The sequence below is a fragment of the Streptosporangium album genome (assembly GCF_014203795.1).
Classification (GTDB): domain Bacteria; phylum Actinomycetota; class Actinomycetes; order Streptosporangiales; family Streptosporangiaceae; genus Streptosporangium; species Streptosporangium album.
The window spans coordinates 2,176,170-2,196,893 of the sequence record NZ_JACHJU010000001.1 but is presented as its reverse complement, the minus strand read 5'-3'; the positions used below and the strand labels follow the sequence as shown (position 1 = coordinate 2,196,893).

21 protein-coding genes are annotated in these 20,724 nt (G+C 69.4%); 9 read left to right on the top strand and 12 right to left on the bottom strand.

Translation table 11 applies throughout. From position 1 onward, the window contains the following. Positions 1-27 precede the first annotated feature (27 nt). The 3 genes from FHR32_RS10335 (at position 28) to FHR32_RS10325 (ending at position 2,712) form a co-directional block, all read left to right on the top strand. Positions 28-1,392 carry an NsdA family TPR-like regulatory protein gene (locus tag FHR32_RS10335; protein ID WP_184754109.1) on the top strand — a complete coding sequence of 455 codons (1,365 nt, stop codon included), beginning with the start codon at positions 28-30 and terminating at the stop codon, positions 1,390-1,392. Continuing rightward, complete coding sequence (locus FHR32_RS10330) at positions 1,389-2,273, top strand: phosphotransferase family protein (RefSeq protein WP_184754108.1); 885 nt, start codon at positions 1,389-1,391, stop codon at positions 2,271-2,273. The genes FHR32_RS10335 and FHR32_RS10330 overlap by 4 nt, the downstream gene beginning before the upstream one ends. A gap of 217 nt (positions 2,274-2,490) precedes the next feature. Next, positions 2,491-2,712 (top strand): hypothetical protein, encoded by a 222-nt coding sequence (locus FHR32_RS10325; RefSeq protein WP_184754107.1) that lies wholly within the window; start codon positions 2,491-2,493, stop codon positions 2,710-2,712. 521 nt (positions 2,713-3,233) lie between these two features. Here the strand turns inward: FHR32_RS10325 and FHR32_RS10320 are convergent. Together FHR32_RS10320 and FHR32_RS10315 are read right to left on the bottom strand one after the other, a co-directional pair. Beyond that, positions 3,234-5,771, bottom strand: a complete 2,538-nt coding sequence (locus FHR32_RS10320; RefSeq protein WP_184754106.1) for an FtsX-like permease family protein — start codon at positions 5,769-5,771, stop codon at positions 3,234-3,236. After that, positions 5,771-6,553 (bottom strand): ABC transporter ATP-binding protein, encoded by a 783-nt coding sequence (locus FHR32_RS10315; RefSeq protein ID WP_184754105.1) that lies wholly within the window; start codon positions 6,551-6,553, stop codon positions 5,771-5,773. The genes FHR32_RS10320 and FHR32_RS10315 overlap by 1 nt, the downstream gene beginning before the upstream one ends. 287 nt (positions 6,554-6,840) lie before the next feature. Between FHR32_RS10315 and FHR32_RS10310 the strand changes: the two genes are divergently transcribed. Beyond that, positions 6,841-8,193: a sensor histidine kinase gene (locus tag FHR32_RS10310; protein ID WP_184754104.1), complete on the top strand. Its 1,353-nt coding sequence runs from the start codon at positions 6,841-6,843 to the stop codon at positions 8,191-8,193. Beyond that, positions 8,181-8,828: a response regulator gene (locus tag FHR32_RS10305; RefSeq protein ID WP_184754103.1), complete on the top strand. Its 648-nt coding sequence runs from the start codon at positions 8,181-8,183 to the stop codon at positions 8,826-8,828. Before FHR32_RS10310 ends, FHR32_RS10305 begins: the two co-directional genes overlap by 13 nt. Here the strand turns inward: FHR32_RS10305 and FHR32_RS10300 are convergent. Further along, positions 8,818-9,027, bottom strand: coding sequence for a hypothetical protein (locus tag FHR32_RS10300; RefSeq protein WP_184754102.1), 210 nt, complete (start codon positions 9,025-9,027; stop codon positions 8,818-8,820). The two genes, FHR32_RS10305 and FHR32_RS10300, sit on opposite strands and share 11 nt — an antisense overlap. Positions 9,028-9,141: 114 nt before the next feature. Here FHR32_RS10300 and FHR32_RS10295 point away from each other — a divergent pair, with 114 nt between their 5' ends. After that, complete coding sequence (locus FHR32_RS10295) at positions 9,142-9,357, top strand: hypothetical protein (RefSeq protein ID WP_184754101.1); 216 nt, start codon at positions 9,142-9,144, stop codon at positions 9,355-9,357. 48 nt (positions 9,358-9,405) lie between these two features. Here FHR32_RS10295 and FHR32_RS10290 read toward each other — a convergent pair whose 3' ends face one another. The 3 genes from FHR32_RS10290 to FHR32_RS10280 form a co-directional block, all read right to left on the bottom strand. Beyond that, positions 9,406-10,521 carry a MerR family transcriptional regulator gene (locus tag FHR32_RS10290; protein ID WP_221465346.1) on the bottom strand — a complete coding sequence of 372 codons (1,116 nt, stop codon included), beginning with the start codon at positions 10,519-10,521 and terminating at the stop codon, positions 9,406-9,408. Between the two features lie 118 nt (positions 10,522-10,639). Beyond that, a complete protein-coding gene (locus FHR32_RS10285) occupies positions 10,640-10,975 on the bottom strand; it encodes a DUF3703 domain-containing protein (protein ID WP_184754100.1) in 336 nt (111 codons plus the stop codon). A gap of 11 nt (positions 10,976-10,986) precedes the next feature. Further along, positions 10,987-11,352, bottom strand: a complete 366-nt coding sequence (locus tag FHR32_RS10280; protein ID WP_184754099.1) for an ArsR/SmtB family transcription factor — start codon at positions 11,350-11,352, stop codon at positions 10,987-10,989. 264 nt (positions 11,353-11,616) lie between these two features. Here FHR32_RS10280 and FHR32_RS10275 point away from each other — a divergent pair, with 264 nt between their 5' ends. After that, the gene (locus FHR32_RS10275; protein WP_184754098.1) at positions 11,617-12,330 is read left to right on the top strand and encodes an HAD family hydrolase; all 714 of its coding nucleotides are present in this window, start codon (positions 11,617-11,619) and stop codon (positions 12,328-12,330) included. 88 nt (positions 12,331-12,418) lie between these two features. Here the strand turns inward: FHR32_RS10275 and FHR32_RS10270 are convergent, their stop codons facing one another. After that, the gene (locus FHR32_RS10270) at positions 12,419-12,775 is read right to left on the bottom strand and encodes a winged helix-turn-helix transcriptional regulator (RefSeq protein ID WP_184754097.1); all 357 of its coding nucleotides are present in this window, start codon (positions 12,773-12,775) and stop codon (positions 12,419-12,421) included. Between the two features lie 96 nt (positions 12,776-12,871). On the opposite strand from FHR32_RS10270, the gene FHR32_RS10265 reads away from it, so the two are divergent. Further along, positions 12,872-13,753 carry an NAD(P)-dependent oxidoreductase gene (locus FHR32_RS10265; RefSeq protein ID WP_184754096.1) on the top strand — a complete coding sequence of 294 codons (882 nt, stop codon included), beginning with the start codon at positions 12,872-12,874 and terminating at the stop codon, positions 13,751-13,753. A 151-nt stretch (positions 13,754-13,904) separates the two neighbouring features. On the opposite strand, the gene FHR32_RS10260 is transcribed toward FHR32_RS10265, so the two are convergent. The 4 genes from FHR32_RS10260 to FHR32_RS10245 form a co-directional block, all read right to left on the bottom strand. Next, positions 13,905-15,890 carry an ABC transporter ATP-binding protein gene (locus FHR32_RS10260; RefSeq protein ID WP_281390857.1) on the bottom strand — a complete coding sequence of 662 codons (1,986 nt, stop codon included), beginning with the start codon at positions 15,888-15,890 and terminating at the stop codon, positions 13,905-13,907. Then, on the bottom strand, positions 15,887-17,620 hold the full coding sequence (locus tag FHR32_RS10255) for an ABC transporter ATP-binding protein (protein WP_184754095.1): 1,734 nt from the start codon (positions 17,618-17,620) through the stop codon (positions 15,887-15,889). The genes FHR32_RS10260 and FHR32_RS10255 overlap by 4 nt, the downstream gene beginning before the upstream one ends. Further along, positions 17,614-18,252, bottom strand: coding sequence for a TetR/AcrR family transcriptional regulator (locus tag FHR32_RS10250; RefSeq protein WP_184754094.1), 639 nt, complete (start codon positions 18,250-18,252; stop codon positions 17,614-17,616). The genes FHR32_RS10255 and FHR32_RS10250 overlap by 7 nt, the downstream gene beginning before the upstream one ends. A gap of 151 nt (positions 18,253-18,403) precedes the next feature. Then, entirely contained in the window at positions 18,404-18,793 is a 390-nt protein-coding gene (locus tag FHR32_RS10245; RefSeq protein ID WP_184754093.1) for a winged helix-turn-helix transcriptional regulator, read from the bottom strand. 140 nt (positions 18,794-18,933) lie between these two features. Between FHR32_RS10245 and FHR32_RS10240 the strand changes: the two genes are divergently transcribed. Beyond that, positions 18,934-19,518: a YceI family protein gene (locus FHR32_RS10240; RefSeq protein ID WP_184754092.1), complete on the top strand. Its 585-nt coding sequence runs from the start codon at positions 18,934-18,936 to the stop codon at positions 19,516-19,518. A 9-nt stretch (positions 19,519-19,527) separates the two neighbouring features. Here FHR32_RS10240 and FHR32_RS10235 read toward each other — a convergent pair whose 3' ends face one another. Then, on the bottom strand, positions 19,528-20,526 hold the full coding sequence (locus tag FHR32_RS10235) for an NAD-dependent epimerase/dehydratase family protein (RefSeq protein WP_184754091.1): 999 nt from the start codon (positions 20,524-20,526) through the stop codon (positions 19,528-19,530). Positions 20,527-20,724 lie beyond the last annotated feature (198 nt).

The window sequence follows — 20,724 nt, the reverse complement described above, 5'->3', positions numbered from 1 at the left end:
GCGACGATGCCCGCGAGGAGGTGTGCTGTGGCGGAACTTAACGTGCTCTTGCAGCAGGCGCGTGAACGCGTGCCGTCACCGTCAGCGCCGGGGGAACCCGCGTCGCGGCAGGACCTTGCAGACCTGGTCAACGCCTGGATGCTAGATGAGAAGAACCGGGTGGGGACGTGGACGGCCAACTACGTCGGCAAGCTGGAGCGCGGGATCGTGCGCTGGCCCAACGCCGCCTACCGGGCAGCGCTGCGTGCCATATGCGGGGTAGATGAGGATCGGGACCTGGGATTTGCCCGCCCGCAACGGGGCAAGCCGCCAGCTACTGTTACAGATGTGGACCGCCAGCAGTTCATTCGCACTGCAATGGGGGTTGCGGTCGCACTCCCCATTGCCGAGCTGGCCATGCCGAGCCAGGTCATCAGTCTGCCCGCCGTCGTCCAACCGTCCGACATCGTCGAGCTACGCAGCATCGCCCAGACCTTCACCACCTGGGATCACACCTACGGCGGCGGCCTGGTCCGTGAGGCGGTCACCGCGCAACTCCGCTTCGCGGTAGGGCTCCTGAAGGAGTCCCGCTGTTCGTTCAAGCTGCACGACCCCCTGTACTCCGCAGTCGGATGGCTCGCCCATGCGGCCGCGTTCATGGCGTTCGACGCCTACGCCCACGACGACGCTCGCCGGATGTTCGGGCTCGCCCTCGCCTGCGCGGAGGAGGCGAAGGACTGGCATCTTCGGGCCAAGGTGCTGTCCAGCATGGCGCGGCAAGCCATCTGGGTCGGGGACGCCGACAATGGGCTCACACTGGTGGAACTCGCTCTCGTGCGGTCCGACCGGCTCACCCCGGCCGAGCGCGCCATGCTGCGGTCGGCCCAGGCGCGGGCGTTCGCCAAGCTCGGCCGAGTAGCGGAGACCTGGCAGGCCGTCAATGACGCCGACCGGGAGTTCAACCGCATCCACGCCACCGAGGAAATGCCGTGGATGCGGTACTACGACGCAGCCCAACATCAGGGTGACACCGGGCATGCGCTGTTCGACTTGGCGCTCGACCTCGGCGCCGTGAGCAGGATGGTCGACGGGCAGGTCATCCCCAACCCGGTCAACGCCACGTACGTCGGAGAGGCGTCCAGCAGGCTTGCTGGCGCGGTGGCCGGGCATACCGCCGCGTACGTCCGGTCCCGGGCGATCAGCGGCATCAAGCTCGCCTCCCTGACGATGGCGGCCGGTGACCCCGAGGAGGCCGTCCAGATCAGCGCACGCGCGGTCACAGACGCGGGCACGGTCCGTTCACGCCGCGCCCAGGATGACATGCGCGAGCTCGCTCGGTTCGCCCGCCCTTACGAGCGGCGGACGCCGGTGGCCGAGTTGCGGCATCGCATCCGCGAGGCGATCCAGGCATGACCAGCAACGCGGAGGCGGCCGCCCGGGTGGTGCTCGGGGTGGCCAGCCTCCGGGCGGGGCTCGACCCGGACGAGGCCGAGCTGATCCGGCTCGGCGAGAATGCCCTGTTCCGACTCCGCGGCGGGATCATCGCCCGCGTCACTCGGCCTGGTCAGATCGTTGCGGCGGCGCGCGAGGTAGCCGTGGCCAGGTGGCTGGAAACGAGCGACGTGTCCGCCGTGCAGGTGTGGCCCGACGTCGACCAGCCCGTGGAGGTAGACGGCCGCGCGGTCACCTGGTGGCGGGAGTTGCCTCCGCACAAGAACGGGACGGCGTTGCAGGTGGCTACCGCGTTGCGCCGCCTGCATGACCTGCCGCCGCCGTTGTTCGCTGTTGGCCGTCTTGACCCGTTCGTGCGCCTGTCCGACCGCATCGAGCGCGCCATGCTTCCCGAGGCCGACCGGCGTTGGATGCGCCGGCACCTGGGCGAGCTGGAAGCCCGGTACGCCGAGCTGCCCGCAGGGTTGCCCGAGTGCGTCGTGCACGGCGACGCCTGGGTTGGCAACGTCGTCAGCACTGACGACGACGTGGTGCTGCTCGACCTTGAGCGCTGCTCGGTCGGGCCGCCCGAATGGGACCTGACCTCCACCGCGGTGAAGGCGTTCACGCTGGCCGGCATCACAGCTGCGGACTACGAGGTGTTCGTGCGGGCGTACGGGCACGACGTGACGGCGTGGGCGGGGTTCGAGGTCCTGCGGGACATCCGTGAGTTCCGGATGACGTGCATGGCCGCGCAGGTGGCCGCGGAGAACCCTGCGCGGCATGACGAGATCGTGCTGCGGTTGGCGTGCCTGCGCGGCGAGCGCGGGTCGCGCCCATGGCTCTGGACGCCAGTGCCATGATGTCGCGGATGAAGAGGGCGGTGGGGACGATGCGACACCTGAGATTAACTCGGCGTGTCGGCCGAAAGATCCTGCATAAGGGATTCGGGTTCCGATAATGCCTGCCGCTATGAGTGGACTGCAGACTGGCCGTCGAGGGCCTGGACGCCCTGCCAAGGGTGGCCACAAGCGCAGCATTCGGTTCCGGAACGAAGAGGTCTGAAACCACGCGACTGATGTGTGGGAGAAGCTGGGCTTCGAGAGCTTCAGCGACTATGTGGACTTCACGTTCACTTTGGCACACGGACGGTGGGCCGAGTACGGGTTCAAGAGCGCGGATGAGGCGGCGGACTATCTGCTTGCCCTTCACCGCGGCGCTGAGATCCCGCCGCCGCACCTGCGCTCCAGGGTGCCTGCCGAGCAGGAGACCCTGCTACTCACTGACGACGTCGCCGCGTAGCATCGCCGCGCAGCTCACCTGAGAGACCGCTTAGACGAGGAGCGTCAACGCCGGGGACGGCGAACAACTTCATAAAACGCCACGAGGGCCCTCGCGCCTGATCAACTGCCAGGAAGATTTGCGCAAGGACCCTCGATTACAGGCCACCGGATCCCGGCGGGTTTTCGCTTGCCCGGGGCCGGTACCAGAAGCTAGGAGCCAGAGTAATCGATCCGGCCCCGGCTCTGCCAGTCATGCCCGAATCTGGCGTGTCGGATTCGGGTGAAACCGGCATAGCTGCTGCGCACAACCTCATACCCGCCCCACGAGGGGGCGAACACGGGCACACCATCATGTCGGCCGCCCGCACCTGGGATCCCAGTAGTAACGACGCAGGAAACAACGGAGATGCAGGTCAGCGGCCCACCTTCCAGGCTGTGCCCGAAGGTTCTTAAAGAAGCTCTGACCTGCATATCCGTTGGATTTTTCGCCAGTACTACCGGGACCCCCGCTGGCCGGGGCGTGAAGGGTTGGATGACCGGTCAGGCCACTGTGGTCGTGGCTTCCACGGGGCGGAACCGGGTGGCCCGCCAGGTCGGCAGCAAGGTCGCCGTGAAGGTGATGATCAGCGTGGCGGTCACGATTGTGAAGTAGATCCACAGCGGCGCGGCGGGCACCACCTGGCCCAGTTTGGCCACGCTGTAAGGGAACAAGGTGACGGTGGAGGCCACCGAGCCGAGGACGGTGCCGATGATCGCGGTCAGCGCACTCTCCAGGCTCATCATCGTCATCACCTGTCGCCTGGTGAATCCGGTCAGTCGTTGTAGTCCGAACTCCCTGCGGCGCCGGCCGGTGGCCGCGATCAGGGTGTTCACCACGGAGATCGCGGTATATCCGACGATCATGCCGACCACCAGGTAGTTGATGGTGGCCAGTTGCTGCTGCCCGGCCGTACGCGCGGCCGTCAGTGCTCCGCTGCCGGAGACCTGGACGCCGGGCCGGTCCTCGGCGATCGCGGTCAGCTCCGCGGTGACCTGGGCGTGGTCCGCCCTTCCGGCCAGGCGCACCAGGATCTGGCTCGCCGCCCCGTCGGTGGTGTGGGGGGCCAGCAGGTGGGGCGGCAGCAGCAGCGCGGTCGACTCGCCGCCGGCCTGGTAGGTGGCCACGATCCGCACCTTGGCCGGGGCGCCGTCTCCCAGCCGCAGGGTGATGGTGTCACCTACTCCTCGGTCCAGTGCCCGGGCTCGCTCGACGGGCAGCGCGACGGTGTCGCCGTCCAGGGCCGCCAGGTTGCCTGAGGCAACATGCACCGAGAGGTTCCCGGGGCTGACGCCCTGGAGCGGCCAGCCGTCACCGGTCTGCCCTGGGTCCTGCGGGCTTTGGACGAAGCCGGTGCTGGAGACGTAGCCGGAGGCCGCCGCGACGCCGGGCACCTGCCGGACCCGGCCGAGGAGCCCGGCGTCCAGACCACCGATGGAGGAGGTCAGGACGGCGTCGGCCCGCAGGATGCCGGTGTGCGCGTCGCGGTTGGAGGCGTCCTCGATCTGCTGCATGTACAGCGTGCCGGTGGCGATGCCGGTCAGCAGGATGATGGGCGTGATCGTGGCGGCCATCCGGACCGTGTACGCCTTGGCGTTGAGCACCGCGAGCCGGCCGGAGACTCCTGAGACGGCGTGCAGCGGCCCCTTGAGGAGAGCGACGATCGCCCTGGTGAAGCCGGGTGAGAGCAGGGCCAGGCCGATCGCCCACATGATGCAGGCCGGTCCCGCGGTGCTCGCCGTCAGGTCGCCGGTCATCATCGTCATGGTCATCACGGCCATGCTCACGCCGCCGGCCAGGAAGACCACCGACAGGATCACCCGCGTACGGGTCAGCCACGGACCTTCCGTGACGCTTGCGGCCATCGCCTCGGTGACGCGGGTCCTGACGACCTTGCGGGCGGTGATGTACGCGGCGCCCACTGCGGCCAGCAGGGACGCGCCCACCGCGACCGCGACAGGTATCCAGCCGATCCGCAACTCCACGGCGCTGGAGGCCAGTCCCGCGTCGATGAGCTTGCCGTACAGCAGTGCGCTGAGGGCGGCGCCGGGCAGCGTGCCGAGCACGGACGCGATCACCGAGATCACCAGCGTCTCGCCCAGGATCATCAGGCGCAGTTGCCCGGGGGTGGCACCGATCGCTTTCATCAGGGCCATCTCGCGGTGCCGCTGGGCGACGGTCAGACCGAGCGTGGAGGACGCCCCGAACATCGCCACCATGATCGCCCAGCCACCGAAGATGGCGGACAGCGTGACCAGGTTCTGCCTGGTGTTCGCGGCCTGCGGGAACTCGGCGAGCCCGCGGTCGTCACCGCTGAGTGTGACGACCGTCTGGTCGCCCACCGCCTGCTGGATCCCGGCGCTCACCGCAGCGAGGTCGGCGCCCTGCTGGAGCGCCACACCGACGGCGTCCACCGAACCGGGGTGGCCGGCCAGAGACTGAGCCTGCGCGTCACTGAAGAACACCGCGGGCCGGTCGGCGGGCCTGCCTCCCGCCTGCCGCGCGATCCCGCTCAGCGTGAACCGCTGGGGCCGGCCACTGACCACGATGTCCACCCGGTCGCCGATGGAGACGCTCGCCTGCTGGGCCAGCGCGGCGTCGAGGACCACCTGCCCGGCGCCATCCGGGCGGCCACCGGCGGTGAGCAAGTAGGGGGTTAGCTGCGCGGACTGCCAGCCGTGCCCGAAGGAGCGGGTACCGCCGTCGCCCGGTTCCGTCACCGGGCGACCGTCACGCACGACGGTGGCGGGAAAGGACACGTCGGGGACGGCCTTGGCGACGCCGGGCACCGAGGCGATGACAGCGACCTTCGCCTCGTCCAGGCGCACCCGCTCGGCCAGCGTGGAGGAATCGTTGTGCTGGTCGCCGACGACCACGACAGGGACGGCGGCCAGCCGTTGCGGCGGGACGGCGTTGGCGACGCCGGTCACCATCAGCCCGCCACAGGCCATGATCACGGCCGTGCCGAAGAACATGGCGATGAACGTGGCCACGAATCCGCCCATGCGGAAACGCAGCGTGCGCAGAGCCAGGGAGAGCATCAGAACACGCCTCCAGTCGCGGGCTGCGCCTGCGTCTCGCCCGCCCAGGCGCCCAGGCGCGTCATCCGCTCGGCGACCACCTCGGCGGTGGGGTTGTACATGTCGCCCACGAACCGGCCGTCGGCCAGGAAGACCGCCCGGTCCGCATACGAGGCCGCCACCGGGTCGTGGGTGACCATCACGATCGTCTGGCCCAGCGTCCGCACCGACTCGCGCATCAGGTGCAGCACTTCACGGGCCGTGCGGGTGTCCAGTGCACCGGTGGGCTCGTCGGCGAAGACCACCGCGGGCCCGGTGACCAGAGCACGGGCGATCGCCACTCGCTGCTGCTGACCTCCCGACAGCTCGGCCGGACGGTGGCCCGTACGCTCACTGAGCCCGACCCGGTCGATCACCTCGGCCACCCGCGCGGGGTTGGGCCTGCGCCGGGCCAGCTTCAGCGGCAGCGTGATGTTCTGCATCACCGTCAAGGCGGGCAACAGGTTGAACGCCTGGAAGATGAAGCCGATGCGCTCGCGTCGCATCTTGGTCAGCGCGGTCTCGTCATAGCCGGCGAGGTCCTCGCCGTCCAGTAGGACGGTGCCGGAGGTCGGCCGGTCAAGTCCCGCCGCGCACTGCAAGAACGTGCTCTTGCCTGACCCCGACGGGCCCATCACCGCCGTGAAGCTGCCACGCTGGAAACCCAGTGTGACTCCGGCAAGGGCCATCACGCTGGTACCGCCCTTGCCGTAGACCTTGCGAACCGCGTTCAGCCGTACCGTGTCGACGGTGGTGGTATCCATTCAAAGCTCCCCGTAACTGTCGCGTTGGGAACGCGATCACATGATCAACGCTACGGAGCGGAGGGCACGCCAGCCGAGGGGGTTACGACGCCATCAGGGGTGGACAAAACTCCACTTTCGTCCTGGGGGCACTCCCTACTGCTTTTCCAGGGTTCACCCGCGATCCTTGAGAAACCGTGCCGCCGCACCCAGTGGCGCGGGGGCATCCGGTCCGTCCTGCATGATGGATGCGCACGAGGAGACAACCACATTTTTGGTCACATAGGAGGTCAGGGCAAGTGTGCGGCATGAGGTCCAGCCGTTCGCGGGGGACCGCCGGCGGCGGGCGGCCGACCGGCGCGCGCAGGCCGAGGGTGAGCGCCACCGGCGACGCGGGCGTCAAGAGCGGCATCACCTGGGCGGGGAGGTTGGGTTCGTGCGGCTGCGGCCTGCTGATCGCGGTACTCGCCCAGGTCGGCAGCCTCCCCCTGTTCATCGTCACCGTCCTCGCCATCGTCTCCGTGACCGTCGGAGTAGGCCTGTTCGCACTGCCGGTCGTGATGATCGCGGTCCGCGGGCTGGCCAACTACCAGCGCCGAGTGTCCGGGGAGTGGTCCGGCGTGCGCATCGACGTGCCCTACCGGAGCGCCGGGGAGGTCGACGCGTACGAGGCCGTCGGCTCCTGGCGGCACTGCCGCCGGTTGCTGGCGGACCCCGCGACCTGGCGCGACCTGGTGTGGATGCTGCTGGATGCGCCCATCGGACTCGTGCTGGGGCTGCTGCCCGCCTCCTTGGTCGCCTACGGCCTCAACGGCGTCTTCGTCACGCCCCTGCTGTGGGAACAGATGGGCCCGCGCTGGGGCTTCGGCCTGATCTGGCCCATCAGGAACCAGACCGACGCCTACCTCGCCATCCCTCAGGGTGTGCTGCTGGTGGTCGTGGGCCTGCTCGTCGCCTCGCCGGTGCTCGCCCTGCACGCGCGTTTCAACCGCCTGCTGCTGGCGCCCACCCGCGCCGCCCGGCTCGCGCTGCGCGTCGAGCGGCTGACCGAGACCCGCTCGCAGAGCGTCGACGCCCAGGCCGCCGAGCTGCGCCGCATCGAACGGGACCTGCATGATGGCGCCCAGGCCCGTCTGGTGTCCCTGGGCATGAGCCTGGGCCTGGCCGACACCCTGGTCGAGCGCGACCCCGTCATGGTCCGCCGGCTCCTGGCCGACGCCATGGACTCCAGTAGCGCAGCCCTGTCCGAACTACGCGACCTGGTGCGCGGCATCCACCCGCCGGTGCTCGCCGAGCGCGGACTGGAGGGCGCCGTACGGGCCCTGGCGGTGTCCATGGCGCTGCCGACCGAGGTGGACCTCGCCCTGCCGTCCCGGCCGCGGCCGCCGGTGGAGTCCGCCGCCTACTTCGCCATCGCCGAGGCACTGGCCAACGCCACCAAGCACAGCGGCGCCGACCGTACCTGGGTGCGCATGTGGTACGCCGACGGCAGCCTGTGGATGCAGGTCGGCGACAATGGCCGGGGCGGCGCCGACCCTGAGGGCGGCAGCGGCCTGCGCGGGCTGCAGCGCAGGCTCGCCGCGTTCGACGGGGTGCTGGAACTCAGCAGTCCGGTGGGCGGACCGACCCTTGTGACCATGGAGTTGCCGTGCGCGTTGTGATAGCCGAGGACCTCGCCCTGCTGCGGGAGGGCATGGTGCAACTGCTCACGGTCCACGGTTTCGACGTGATCGAGGCGGTCGACAACGGCCCCTCGCTGCTGCGCGCCCTGCTGACCCACCGGCCGGACGTCGCCATCGTCGATGTACGGCTGCCGCCCACCTTCACTGACGAGGGACTTCAGGCCGCGATCAAGGCCCGCCAAGAGGTACCGGGACTGCCCGTACTGGTGTTGTCCCAGCACGTCGAGCAGCTCTACGCCCGCGAGCTGCTCTCCGACGACCGCGGCGGGGTGGGCTATCTGCTCAAGGACCGCGTCTTCGACGTCCTACGGTTCGTCGACATGGTCAGACAGGTGGCGGCAGGCGGCACAGTCATGGATCCCAAGGTGGTCTCCGAGCTGCTGACCAAGCACGACACGGCGACCGGCCCGATCCACGCCCTGACCGCCAGGGAACGCGAGGTGCTCGCCCTGATGGCCGAGGGACGGTCCAACGCGGGCATCGCCACCATACTCTTCGTGACCGAGAAGGCCGTCAGCAAGCACACCCACAACATCTTCACCAAGCTGGGGCTGGCCGCCTCGGAAGATGACAACCGGCGGGTGCTCGCGGTGCTCGCCTATCTCAACGCATGACGCCCAGACCAGGAGTTGCGGGACCCGAGGACACCATGGGCGAGGGCGGCGGGACCACCGTGAGCGACGGCAGTGGCGGGGACGCCGGGGGCTGGGTCGCGCTGACGGGCGACACCCGGTCGGCGGCCGGATCGGCGCATCCGGCGGCCAGGACGGCCAGGGCTAAGCCCGCCAGCGCGGCGGACGTACGGGGCGACATGCAGAGATCATCGTATGGAACGGCCTTCTTGACCAGCACGGGACATGATCAGTTGAGAACTGTGAGGAATCGCAGCGCTCGCTCCTCCGACCCGACCCGGCCCAACGCGCCCGGTTGGAGGAGATCCGGGACAACCTGCTCGCCCGTATCGCCGAAGCCGAATGCGAAGGATGGCTCGGCGAGATCGAAGGTCTGCGAATCAGCCTCGCCGGAGCGGAAGACAAGCTTGTGCGGATCGACCAGCGGAGCTCGCGGGCGATCGACCTGGGCATGCCGGGTCGCGCCGCCGGTCCCGTCCACAGCGCCATGCCCGCTCAGCGCCGCACATGACCGGCGGGCCGTCCAGGAGCCGCCATGACGCTGACGCTGCGACGCGGTTCAAGCTATGAGCAGGCGGAGGCCGAGATCTGCCGCGTCGAGGTCGGCGAGGTCGCTGTTGCGCTCGGCCCACCGGCCGGAGTCGAGGTCGTCGCTGAGGCTTCGCACCGCCCGCTGCTCGGCCTTCGGCCCGACCCTCGTCCACACCGACATCGCACGGCGTACGTGATCCTCCAGATACGCCGCCGGTCGGCGCCAGTACGCCTCGAACAGGCCATCAGCACAGTCCCACGGGATGGGCACCGGCTCAGCGCGGGCGCCGATCGCGTCGGCCATCCCAGCAAGCGAGGGAAATTCTGCGAGGACGGCGGCGAACTCGGGCAGGTAGTCGCGGGTAAGCCAGAACCGGTCCTGCCATCCGGGCTCGTCGGTGTCGAACGTGAGCACCACCACGCGGTGGGCCACGCGCCGCATCTCGCGCAGCCCCGCTATCGGGTCCCCCCAGTGGTGGACGGTGGAGACGGCCATCGCGACGTCGAAGGAGTGGTCCTCGAACGGCAGGCTCTCCGCGGCGGCGGCCACGCACGGCGCCGAGCCGGGAGGCCGCTGCCCCCGCATGACCGCCGATGGCTCCACCGCGATCACGTCGCGATCAGCAGGCTCGTAGGAGCCGGTGCCGGCCCCGACGTTCAGCACCGTCTGCGCGTCCCCGAGCGCGTCCCAGATCTGCGCGGCGATCCGCGGCTCGGTACGCCGTGTCGCGGTGTAGGCGCCGCCGATCGCGTCGTACAGCCGTGCACCGAGCATCTCCAGTTGCTCCTCCGGTGTCACCGTCAGTCCCTTCGCCCGTGCCTCAAGTTCCCTGTCGATGGCCGCCACCATGGCGTCAGCGCGATCACGCCGCTCCAGCAGCAGGCCGCGCAGTCGGCGCAGGTGCGCGATCGCGTCGGTGGACGGGTCGCCGACCAGTTCTGCAACCTCCCGCAGCCCGAAGCCCAACCGCCGATAGGCCAGCACCTCCCGCAGCCGCTCCACGTCGCCCGCCGAATAGGCCCGGTACCCGGCCACGGTCCGCGCCGACGGCCGAACGAGCCTGATCTCGTCATAGTGATGCAGCGTGCGGACGCTCACGCCGGCCAGCTCGGCCACGCGTCCCACGGTCCAGTGATCCTCCACGGCACCGACTGTGCAGCCTGACGCCACGTGAGGGTCAAGAGCCTCACTCACGGCAGCAAGAGCCGAACGCGAAGCAACGGTCCGAGGCGACTCCTGCAAGCCAGAGCGATGGTCTGGTTCAGGCAGCCCGGAGAAGGGCGGCCAGGTCCTCGGGCACCGGCATGGGCCGGGTGAGGGCGACGACGGCGCGACCGGTGTTGCCTTCGGGGTAGCGGCCCAGCGCTGAACCGGGCGCGGCCACGACGATGCGCACCACCTGGCCCAGGGCCTCGCGCCGGTCGCGCTGGGCGATCGCGAGGGCGAACATCGCCAGGTGGTTGCGGGTGTGCGGCCACGGCCAGGGCTGGGACAGGATGTGCGCCCGCTCCAGGTGCCGCCACCGGGCGGCGGGGTCGGGCGCGGTGCGCGCCGCGGTCATCTCGCGGATGTAGGCGGCCCGCACGGGGGAGGGCATCGCCCGGCGGGTCACTGGCCGGGGCCGTGGACGGGGCACAGCGCGACCGCGTGCCCAGTGGCGGACAGCAACTGCTCGGTGGCGGCCAGCAGATCCATCAACTCCGGGCGCACCAGGGCGTAAAACGACTGGCGGCCCTCGGCGCGGTAGTCGACCAGCCCGCAATCACGCAGACAGGCCAGATGCTTGGACACCGTGGACTGGGCCAGCCCGAGCTCGGCGGTCAGGTCCACCACCCGGGCCTCCCCGCGCGCCAGACGTTGCACGATGCGCAGCCGGGTCTCATCGGCCAGCGAGTGGAACAGCGCCACCGCCGGGGGGATGCCCGCGGCGACGTCGGCGCTCACGCACCGCCCGCCCTCATGATTAATCGCCATATGGCGATGATATCTCGATAATTGGATGTGTTGACAAGGGGGTGGTCAGCTCTTATGCCGAGACCCCTCGATAAGGGGGCTCATGCCCCTGCTTCGAGGGATAAGGCCGGCACGTCCGGCGGTGAATCATGAGGAGGAAGGAGGTCGTTCGGTGCATGATTTCTCGTTCGACCGGCCGTACCCGCTCGATACGCCCCGGCTGCTCGGCGAGGTGGACGCTGAGGGACCGGCGACAGGAGACAGGTGCCCGGTTAGGGTCGGGGGGTGAGCTCTTCGAGAACGCTCGTGCTGTGGGACATCGACCACACGCTGATCAATATCAGCGGGGTCACCAGGAACATCTACGCCGACGCGTTGCACGCGGCCACCGGGCGGCGGCTGGAGCGGATCGCGGACTTCGCCGGGCGGACCGAGCGGGCGATCAGCACCGAGGTCCTCCGGTCGCACGGCATCGAGGTGTCGGACGGACTCCTCGACTCCTTCGGCGCCGCCATCGCCGAGGCGTTCGCCGGCTACGAGGCCGCCATCCGGGAGCGCGGCCGGGCGCTGCCGGGGGCGCTGGCGGCGCTGGAGGCGCTGGCGGAGCGGGACGATGTCGTCCAGTCGGTGCTCACCGGCAACATGGAGCCTCTCGCGATCGGCAAGCTGAAGGCGTTCGGGCTGGACCACCTCGTGGACTTCGAGGTGGCGGCCTACGGCATGGACCACGAGGACCGGGCCGCCCTGGTGGGCCTGGCGCAGGAACGGGCCGCCCGCAAGTACGGCGAATCCTTCACCCCGCGCAGCACCGTGCTGGTCGGCGACACCCCGAACGACGTCCTGGCCGGTCACCTGGGCGGGGCGAGGGTGGTCGCGGTCGCCACGGGCTTCAGCGACACCGAGGCGCTCCGCGAGGCCGGCGCGGAGCTGGTGCTGGAGGACCTCAGCGACACCGACGCCGTCGTGCGGGCCGTACTGGGAGTGCCGGATCCGCGGTGAACGGTCAGGCCTGAAGGAATCCGTCGTCCACCGCGCGGGTCCTGCTCATCGCGGTCCTGAACCGGCTCTCGGATCCACAGGACCGGCTCTAGCGCGGGACGTGGTGAGTGTTCTCCGCGCCGCCGAGTATGTTCTCCCGTCCCCATCGGCCGAGCGGCGCCAGCGCCCCGTTGAGCGAGACGCCGAGCGAGGTCAGCGAGTATTCGACGTGGGGCGGCATCTCGTCGTGCACCTCGCGATGCACGATTCCGTCCACCTCCAGTTCCCGCAGATGGGAGGCGAGCACCTTCTCGGTCACCCCCGGCACCAGCCTGCGCAACTCGCCGAAGCGGCACGCCCGTTCGTTGAGCGCCCAGAGGATCAGCACCTTCCACTTGCCGCCGATGACGTCCATCGCCGCGTCGATCCCGCAGACATACGCTCCCGGTCTCCGCGCGGTCCCCATGGCACACCCCTCTCGCCTGCTCGCTTACCCCACAGTAATCACCCACTTCAAAGTGCGTAATTGATCCTTCCGGGGCCTGGACCAAGACTAATCGGCATGGAACATGACACCTTCAACAAGACTGAGCTCACCCTTCTCGGGCTCGGCGACATGGGTACCGCGCTCGCCCGCGCATGGCTCGCCGCCGGGCATCCGCTGACCGTTTGGAACCGCACCGCCAGCCGGGCCGAGCCGCTCGCCGCCGAGGGCGCGAAGATCGCCGGAACGGCCGCCGACGCAGTGGCCGCCGGCGAGCTGGTGGTGGTCTGCCTGCTCGACGACGCCTCGGTCGGCGAGGCCCTCGCCGGCGTCGACCTGACGGGAAAGGACCTGGTCAACCTCACCACCGGCACTCCCGCCCAGGCCCGCGCCCGTGCCGAGTGGGCCGAGGAGCGCGGCGCCCGCTTCCTGGACGGCGGGATCATGGCGGTCCCGCCGATGATCGGCGCCCCGGAATCCGGCGGCTATGTCTTCTACAGCGGATCCCGCGCCCTCTTCGACGCCCACCACGGCGCGCTGGCCGTACCGGCCGGCACCATGTACGTCGGTGAGGATCCCGGCTTCGCGGCCCTCCACGACGTGGCGCTGCTCAGCGCGATGACCGGAATGTTCGCCGGGATCTCGCACGCCTTCGCGCTGATCCGCAAGGAGGACATCGCGCCGGCGGGCTTGGCCCCTCTGCTCGTCAACTGGCTCACCGCCATGGCCCCCTACGCGTACGGGACCGCCGGCCACCTGGAGAGCGGCGACTACACCAAGGGCGTGGTCTCCAATCTCGCCATGATGGTCGAGGGCAACTCGACCCTGCTGCGCACGGCCGAGGAGCAAGGGGTCAGCGCCGAGCTGCTGACCCCGTTCACGGCCCTGATGGAGCGCCGCCTCGCGGACGGCCACGGCGACGAGGGGACCACAGGTGTGATCGACCTGCTCGTCCGCTGAAGGACGTGAGGATCAGCACCACGCCGACCGCCCCGTCGCCGTGGATCCACACCATGACCGGGCGGTTCCTCCCCGGCTCACGCGGGGTGGTGACGTTGCAGCAGGGCCGCATGCCGTACGGCGCGGTGCCGTACGGCATGCGGGGTTCAGCTCACGGGGCCCCGTCGTCCTCCGGCACGAGGGCTCCGCTGAACTGCGCGGAGTAGAGCCGGTGGTAGGCGCCCCGGGCGGCGAGCAGCTCGTCGTGGGTGCCGTGCTCGACGATGCTTCCCGCCTCCATCACCAGGATGAGGTCCGCGTCGCGGATGGTGGACAGCCGGTGGGCGATGACGAAGCTGGTGCGGTCGGTCCGCAGCGCGGCCATCGCGTGCTGCACCAGGACCTCGGTCCGGGTGTCGACCGAGCTGGTGGCCTCGTCGAGGATGAGCAGGGACGGGTTGGCGAGGAAGGCGCGGGCGATGGTCAGCAGCTGCTTCTCACCGGCGCTGACGTTGCTGCCCTCCTCGTCGATGACGGTGTCGTAGCCGTCGGGCAGGGTGCGGACGAACCGGTCGACGTAGGTGGCCCGCGCGGCGGTCTGGATCTGTTCCTCGGTGGCCTGCGTGTTGCCGTAGGCGATGTTCTCGCGGATGGTGCCGCCGAACAGCCAGGTGTCCTGGAGCACCATGCCGATGTGCGAGCGCAGGTCCTCGCGGCGCATCGCGGTGATGTCGACGCCGTCGAGGGTGATCCGGCCGGCGTCCAGCTCGTAGAAGCGCATGATCAGGTTGACCAGGGTGGTCTTCCCCGCACCGGTCGGGCCGACGATGGCGATCGTGTGCCCGGGGTCGGCCACCAGCGACAGGTCCTCGATGAGGGGCTGCTCGGGGGTGTAGCTGAAGGACACGTGCTCGAACTCGACGCGGCCCTGCCGGGTGGTGGGCAGCACCGGGTCGGCGGGGTCGGGGTCCTGCTCGGTGGCGTCCAGCAGCTCGAAGACCCGCTCGGCCGACGCCACCCCCGACTGCAGCAGGTTGGCCATCGAGGCGACCTGCGTCAGCGGCTGGGTGAACTGCCGGGAGTACTGGATGAACGCCTGGACGTCACCCAGGCTCATCGACCCGGTGGCGACCCGCAGGCCCCCGACGACGGCGATGGCGACGTAGTTGAGGTTCCCGATGAACATCATCGTCGGCATGATGATCCCGGAGATGAACTGGGCGCCGAAGCTGGCCTTGAACAGCTCCTCGTTCCTGTCCTGGAAGACCTTCTCGACCTCCGGCCGGCGGCCGAACACCTTCACCAGCTCGTGGCCGGTGAAGGCCTCCTCGATGTGGGCGTTCAGGGCGCCGGTGCCGGCCCACTGCGCGACGAACAGTTTCTGCGAGCGTTTCGCGACCTGCCCGGTGACGACCATCGACAGCGGGATGGTCACCAGGGCGATCAGCGCGAGCAGCGGCGAGATCACGAACATCATCACCAGCACGCCGATCACGGTCAGCAGCGAGGTCAGGAGCTGGCTCATCGTCTGCTGCAGGGTCTGCGAGACGTTGTCGATGTCGTTGGTGACCCGGCTGAGCAGCTCGCCGCGCGGCTGGCCGTCGAAGAACCGCAGGGGGAGCCGGTTCAGCTTGTCCTCGACGTCCGACCGGAGCCGGAAGACGGTGCGCTGCACCACGTCGTTGAGCAGGTAGCCCTGCAGCCAGCTGAAGACCGATGCCGCGACGTAGAGCCCCAGCACCCACAGCAGGACGGTGCCCAGCGCGGGGAAGTCGATCCCCTGGCCGGGGACGACGTCCATCTGCGCGAGCAGGCCCGCGAAGTTGTCGTTGCCCGACGCGCGGGCGGCCGCGACCGCCTGCTCGGTGGTCGTTCCGGCGGGAAGTTGCTTGCCGATCACGCCGCTGAAGATGAGGTCCGTCGCCCGGCCGAGGATCTTCGGCCCCACGACGGCGAACACGACGCTGATCACGGCGAGGCCGAGCACGGCGAAAAGCCGCATGCGCTCGGGGCTGAGGCGCCGTAGCAGCCGTCGCGTGGACGGTCCGAAGTTCATCGACTTCTCCGCGGGCATCCCTGCTCCCGCGAAGGGCCCCCGGCCGAAGCCGCCGGCTCCCACCGGGGGACGCCGCGTGGTGGTCATGGGCCGTTCGCTCATGCTGCGCTCTCCACGGTCATCTGGGACTCGACGATCTCGATGTAGGTCGGGCAGGAATCCAGCAGCTCGTCATGGGTGCCCCTGCCGACGATCACGCCGTCGTCCAGGACGATGATCTGGTCGGCGTCGGCGACGGTGGAGATCCGCTGGCCGACGATGACGACGGCGGCCTGGGCGGTGTGGGGGCGCAGGGCGGCGCGTAGCCGGGCGTCGGTGGCCAGGTCGAGGGCCGAGAAGGAGTCGTCGAACAGGTAGATCTCGGGTCTGCTGACCAGCGCCCGGGCGATCGAGAGCCGCTGCCGCTGCCCGCCGGACACGTTCGTGCCGCCCTGGGTGATGGGCGCGTCGAGACCTTCGGGCATCGCCTCGACGAAGTCGCGGGCCTGGGCGACGTCCAGCGCCTCCCACAGCTCCTCGTCGGTGGCGTCCGGGTTGCCGTACCGCAGGTTGCTGGCGACGGTGCCGGTGAACAGGTACGGCTTCTGCGGCACCAGGCCGATGCGGGTCCAGAGCGCCTGGGGGTCGAGGTCGCGGACGTCGACGCCGTCGACCGACACGGTGCCGGAGGTGGCGTCGAACAGCCGGGGCACCAGGGAGACCAGCGTCGTCTTGCCCGAGCCGGTGCTGCCGATGACGGCGGTGGTCTGCCCCGCGACGGCACGGAAGGAGATGCCGGACAGCACCGGCGCCGCCGCACCCGGGTAGCGGAACTCGACGTCACGCAGCTCCAGCTCGGCGTGGCCGTGCGGCTGCCGCACGGGACTGTCGGGCGGGCGCACCGACGACTCGGTGTCCAGCACCTCGCCGATGCGCTCGGCGCAGACCGCGGCGCGGGGGATCATCATCGAGATGAAGGTGGCCATCATCATCGAGGTGAGGATCTGCATCAGATACATGAGGAAGGCGGTGAGCGCGCCGATCCGCATGTCGCCGCCGTCGACCCGGCCGGCGCCGAACCAGAGGACGGCGACGCTGGAGGCGTTGAGGATCAGCATCACGACGGGGAAGATGAGCGAGGTCAGCCGTCCGACGCGCAGCGCCGTCGAGGTCAGCGCGTCGTTCGCCCCGCCGAACCGGACGGTCTCCTCGCGTTCGCGGCTGAAGGCGCGCACGACGCGGATACCGGAGAGCTGCTCGCGCAGAACCTGGTTGACCGTGTCGATCCGGGTCTGCATGGCGCGGAACTGCGGGACCATACGGGAGATGATCAGGCCGATGGAGATCAGCAGCGCCGGGACGCAGACCAGCATGAGCCAGGAAAGGCCGATGTCCTCGCGCAACGCCATGATGATGCCGCCGACGCACATGATCGGCGCGGCGACCAGCATCGTGCAGGTCATCACGACGAGCATCTGGACCTGCTGCACGTCGTTGGTGCTGCGGGTGATCAGCGAGGGCGCCCCGAACTGGGCGACCTCGCGGGCGGAGAAACCGCCCACCTGGTGGAAGACGGCGGAGCGGACATCCCTGCCGAATCCCATCGCGGCGCGGGAGCCGTAGTAGACCGCCGCGATGGAGCAGGCGATCTGCACGAGGGAGACGGCCAGCATCCAGCCGCCGGTGGTCAGGATGTAGCCGGTGTCGCCGGTGGCGACGCCCTGGTCGATGATGTCGGCGTTCAGGCTGGGAAGGTACAGCGAGGCCATGGTGCCGACCAGTTGCAGCGCCACCACAGCGGTCAGCGCCGACGAGTAGGGCCGCAGGTAGGTGCGGAGCAGACGGCTCAGCATGGGGGTTCTCCCTCTGACGCGTCCGGGGGGAGCGCGTCGTGGTCGGGGCGCAGGCGGATTCCGTCCAGCAGTGTGGAGACGATCTCCTTGGGGGGCAGCGGGTCCTCCTCGACGAGCCGGGGGTGGCTGCCGGCGATGGTCATCAGTTGCAGCCGGCGCGCGGTCTCGTACGGCTCGCACCGCAGCCGGTCGCGGTCGGGCCGGAGCAGTCCGGCGATCGCCTGCCGGATCATGGCGGCCTGGTCGGCTCGGGTCTTCCGGTGATGGCGGGTCTCCACGGTTCCCTTCATCCCCAGCGCGTCTATCAGCCGGAAGATGCGTGCCGTATGGCGCTGCAGGATCTCGACCACCGCCACGAGCCTGTCCTCCAGCGGGGCGTCGTGGTCGATGGCCGTCAGCTCAGCCAGGAGCTGGGTGGCGTCGAAGGCACTGGTCACGGCCGCGCTCACGAGCTCGTCCTTGGTGGCGAAGACCCTGAAGATCGTCCCCTCTGCCACGCCTGCCGCCTGTGCGATCTGCCGGGTGCTCACGTCGGGGCCGTGGGCGAGGACCAGCGACAGGGTTGAGGCGATGAGGGCGGCCCGCCGTTCGTCGGGCGGAAGGGGGGCTGCGCGCTGGGAAGTGGAGGTCACGCGGGCCACCCTACAGGAATGAGTGAGTGACTCACTCACTCATTTACGGCGGCCTCGTTTACGGCGGCGGCGCCCATGCCGGAGGCCGGGGGAGTCAGGATGGGCGTGCTGGACGGGATCACCGCCCGCGGCCGGCGTGTGAGGCCGTCCCTCAGCCGGGCTCGTGGAACCTCTGGACGCGGGCGTCGTAGAGGGCGCGGGTGGTCTCGATCTCGTCGACGTGCTTCTCGGCCCAGGAGATGAAGGTGCTGGCGGTGTCGAGCAGCGTGTTCCCCAAGGGGGTGAGCGCGTACTCGACGTGGGGAGGCATGACCGGGTACATGGTCCGGGAGATGATGCCGTCGCGTTCCAGCCCGCGCAGGGTGACGGTCAGCATGCGCTGGCTGATGCCGTCGATGTCGCGCCTGAGCTCGGTGAACCGTTTGGTGCGGTCGCTGAGCTGGGAGATCACATGCAGCGACCACTTGTCCCCGATGCGGTCCAGGATCTCGCGGGCGCGGCAGTTCGCCGGGGTGTGCTCGAAGGGGGCCCTGACGTCCATGGTTCTCTCCAGGTAACCGAATGAGGTAAAAGTGCCTTCTTGTGCTCTTCGGGAAAGTATCCCCAGGATAAGGGTGGTTCCTCTTCAGAACCACTTGATGGAGGGGAACCGACTTACCTTACGTAACCAAAGGAGACACGATGACGGCCAGTGCTGTCGAGGTTCCCGGCTATGTCGCCGGGACGTGGAGCATCGACCCGACCCACTCAGAAGTGAGCTTCGTCGTCAGGCACCTCATGATCACCAAGGTGCGCGGGCGTTTCAGCTCGTTCGAGGGCCGGATCGTCACCGCCGCCAACCCGCTGGAGTCGAGCGTGACCGCGACCGTCGAGCTGGCCTCGGTCGACACCGGCAACGCGCAGCGGGACGAGCACCTGCGCGCCGCCGACTTCTTCGAGGCCGGCACGTACCCGACCATGACCTACACCTCCAGCGGGATCCGCCCCGACGGTGACGACTTCCTGCTCGACGGCGAGCTCACGCTCAAGGGGGTGACCCGCCCGGTCTCGTTGAAGCTTGAGATCAACGGGTTCGGTCCCGACCCGTTCGCAGCCGACCCCTTCGCCGGTGCCCGTGCCGGGTTCACGGCCACCGGTGAGATCAACCGCATGGACTTCGGCGTCAGCTACAACGGACCCATCCCCGGAGGCGGCAAGGCCCTGAGCGAGAAGGTCCAGATCGTCATCGAGATCCAGGCGGTCCTCCAGGACCGTGCCGCCGCTTAGCGAGCCGGATCAGCTCTCCGGGCGGGAACGCCATCCGGCCAGGAGGTCGGCCTCCCTGGCGGGGCTGAGCATGGTGTCCGTCGAGAAACCCGCCTCGGACGCGTGGATCTCGCGCACCGACCGGCCCAGCGGGCGCGGGGTGAGCCCGGCCGCGGTGGCGGCGGCCGGGTCCGCGGTGTTGGCCGCCATCCCCTCGTTCCCCTCCGACCAGAGCGGCAGTGACCGGCCGTCCTCGCCCTCGGCGAGCAGGAAGTCCGTGCCGACCCAGGTCAGCGTGGTCCCAGGGGGCCCTACCTCGGCCACGATCGCCTCCAGCATGTCGCCGAAGGAGAACGGCGGGGCCGGGCTGACCGCGTGGAAGGTCCCCGCGCCCGCCTTCTCGTCTGAGCCCGCCTTCTCGATCACGGTGATGATCCAGGCGGCCATGTCGCGTCCGTCGATCACCTGGATCGGGTCCGAGGGGTCACCCGGCGCCAGGACCTCGCCGCCGCGTGCGATCCGGTTCACCCAGTAGGTGAAGCGGCCGGTGTAGTCGTACGGGCCGATCACATAGGTCGGCCGTACGATCAGCGTCCCCGGCCCGAAGGAGTCCACCGCGGTGCGCTCGCAGGCCACCTTCAGCGCCCCGTAGGTCGCGCCCGTGACCGTCTCCGGGACCGGGCCGTCGAACTCGGTCAGCGGAGAGTCCTCGGCGAAGCCCGGCGCCTCGGGGACGGCGTAGACCGATGTGCTGGAGATGAAGACGTACCGGCCGGTGGAGACCGCGCCGGCGAGTGAGACGATCTGCGAGGGGACGTAGGCGCTGACGTCGATCGTCGCGTCCCACCGCCGGTCACGCAGGATCGACAGGTCCGCGTTGCGGTCGGCCCGCAGGTGCTCCGCCTCGGGGAACAGCTCCGGTCCCGTCTGCCCCCGGTGCAGCAGAGAGACCTCGTGCCCGGCCGCGATCGCCGCTTCGGTGATGTGCCGCCCGACGAACCGGGTGCCACCAATGATCAGAATGTGCATGACTGTCATTTTCCCGCATAAGGGATGACTGGATAAGCCCCGTTCCCCGTTCCGGAAGGCCGTGCTGCCGAGGTTACGGCCATCTTTTCACCGTGAAAGGCGACAACAGGTACTTTTGAAGGTGTTCTTTCGCCGTGCGCCCTACTGTCTAACCGTCTGAGATCCGTCCCCGCCCTGCTCGGATCGGACCCCTCCCCC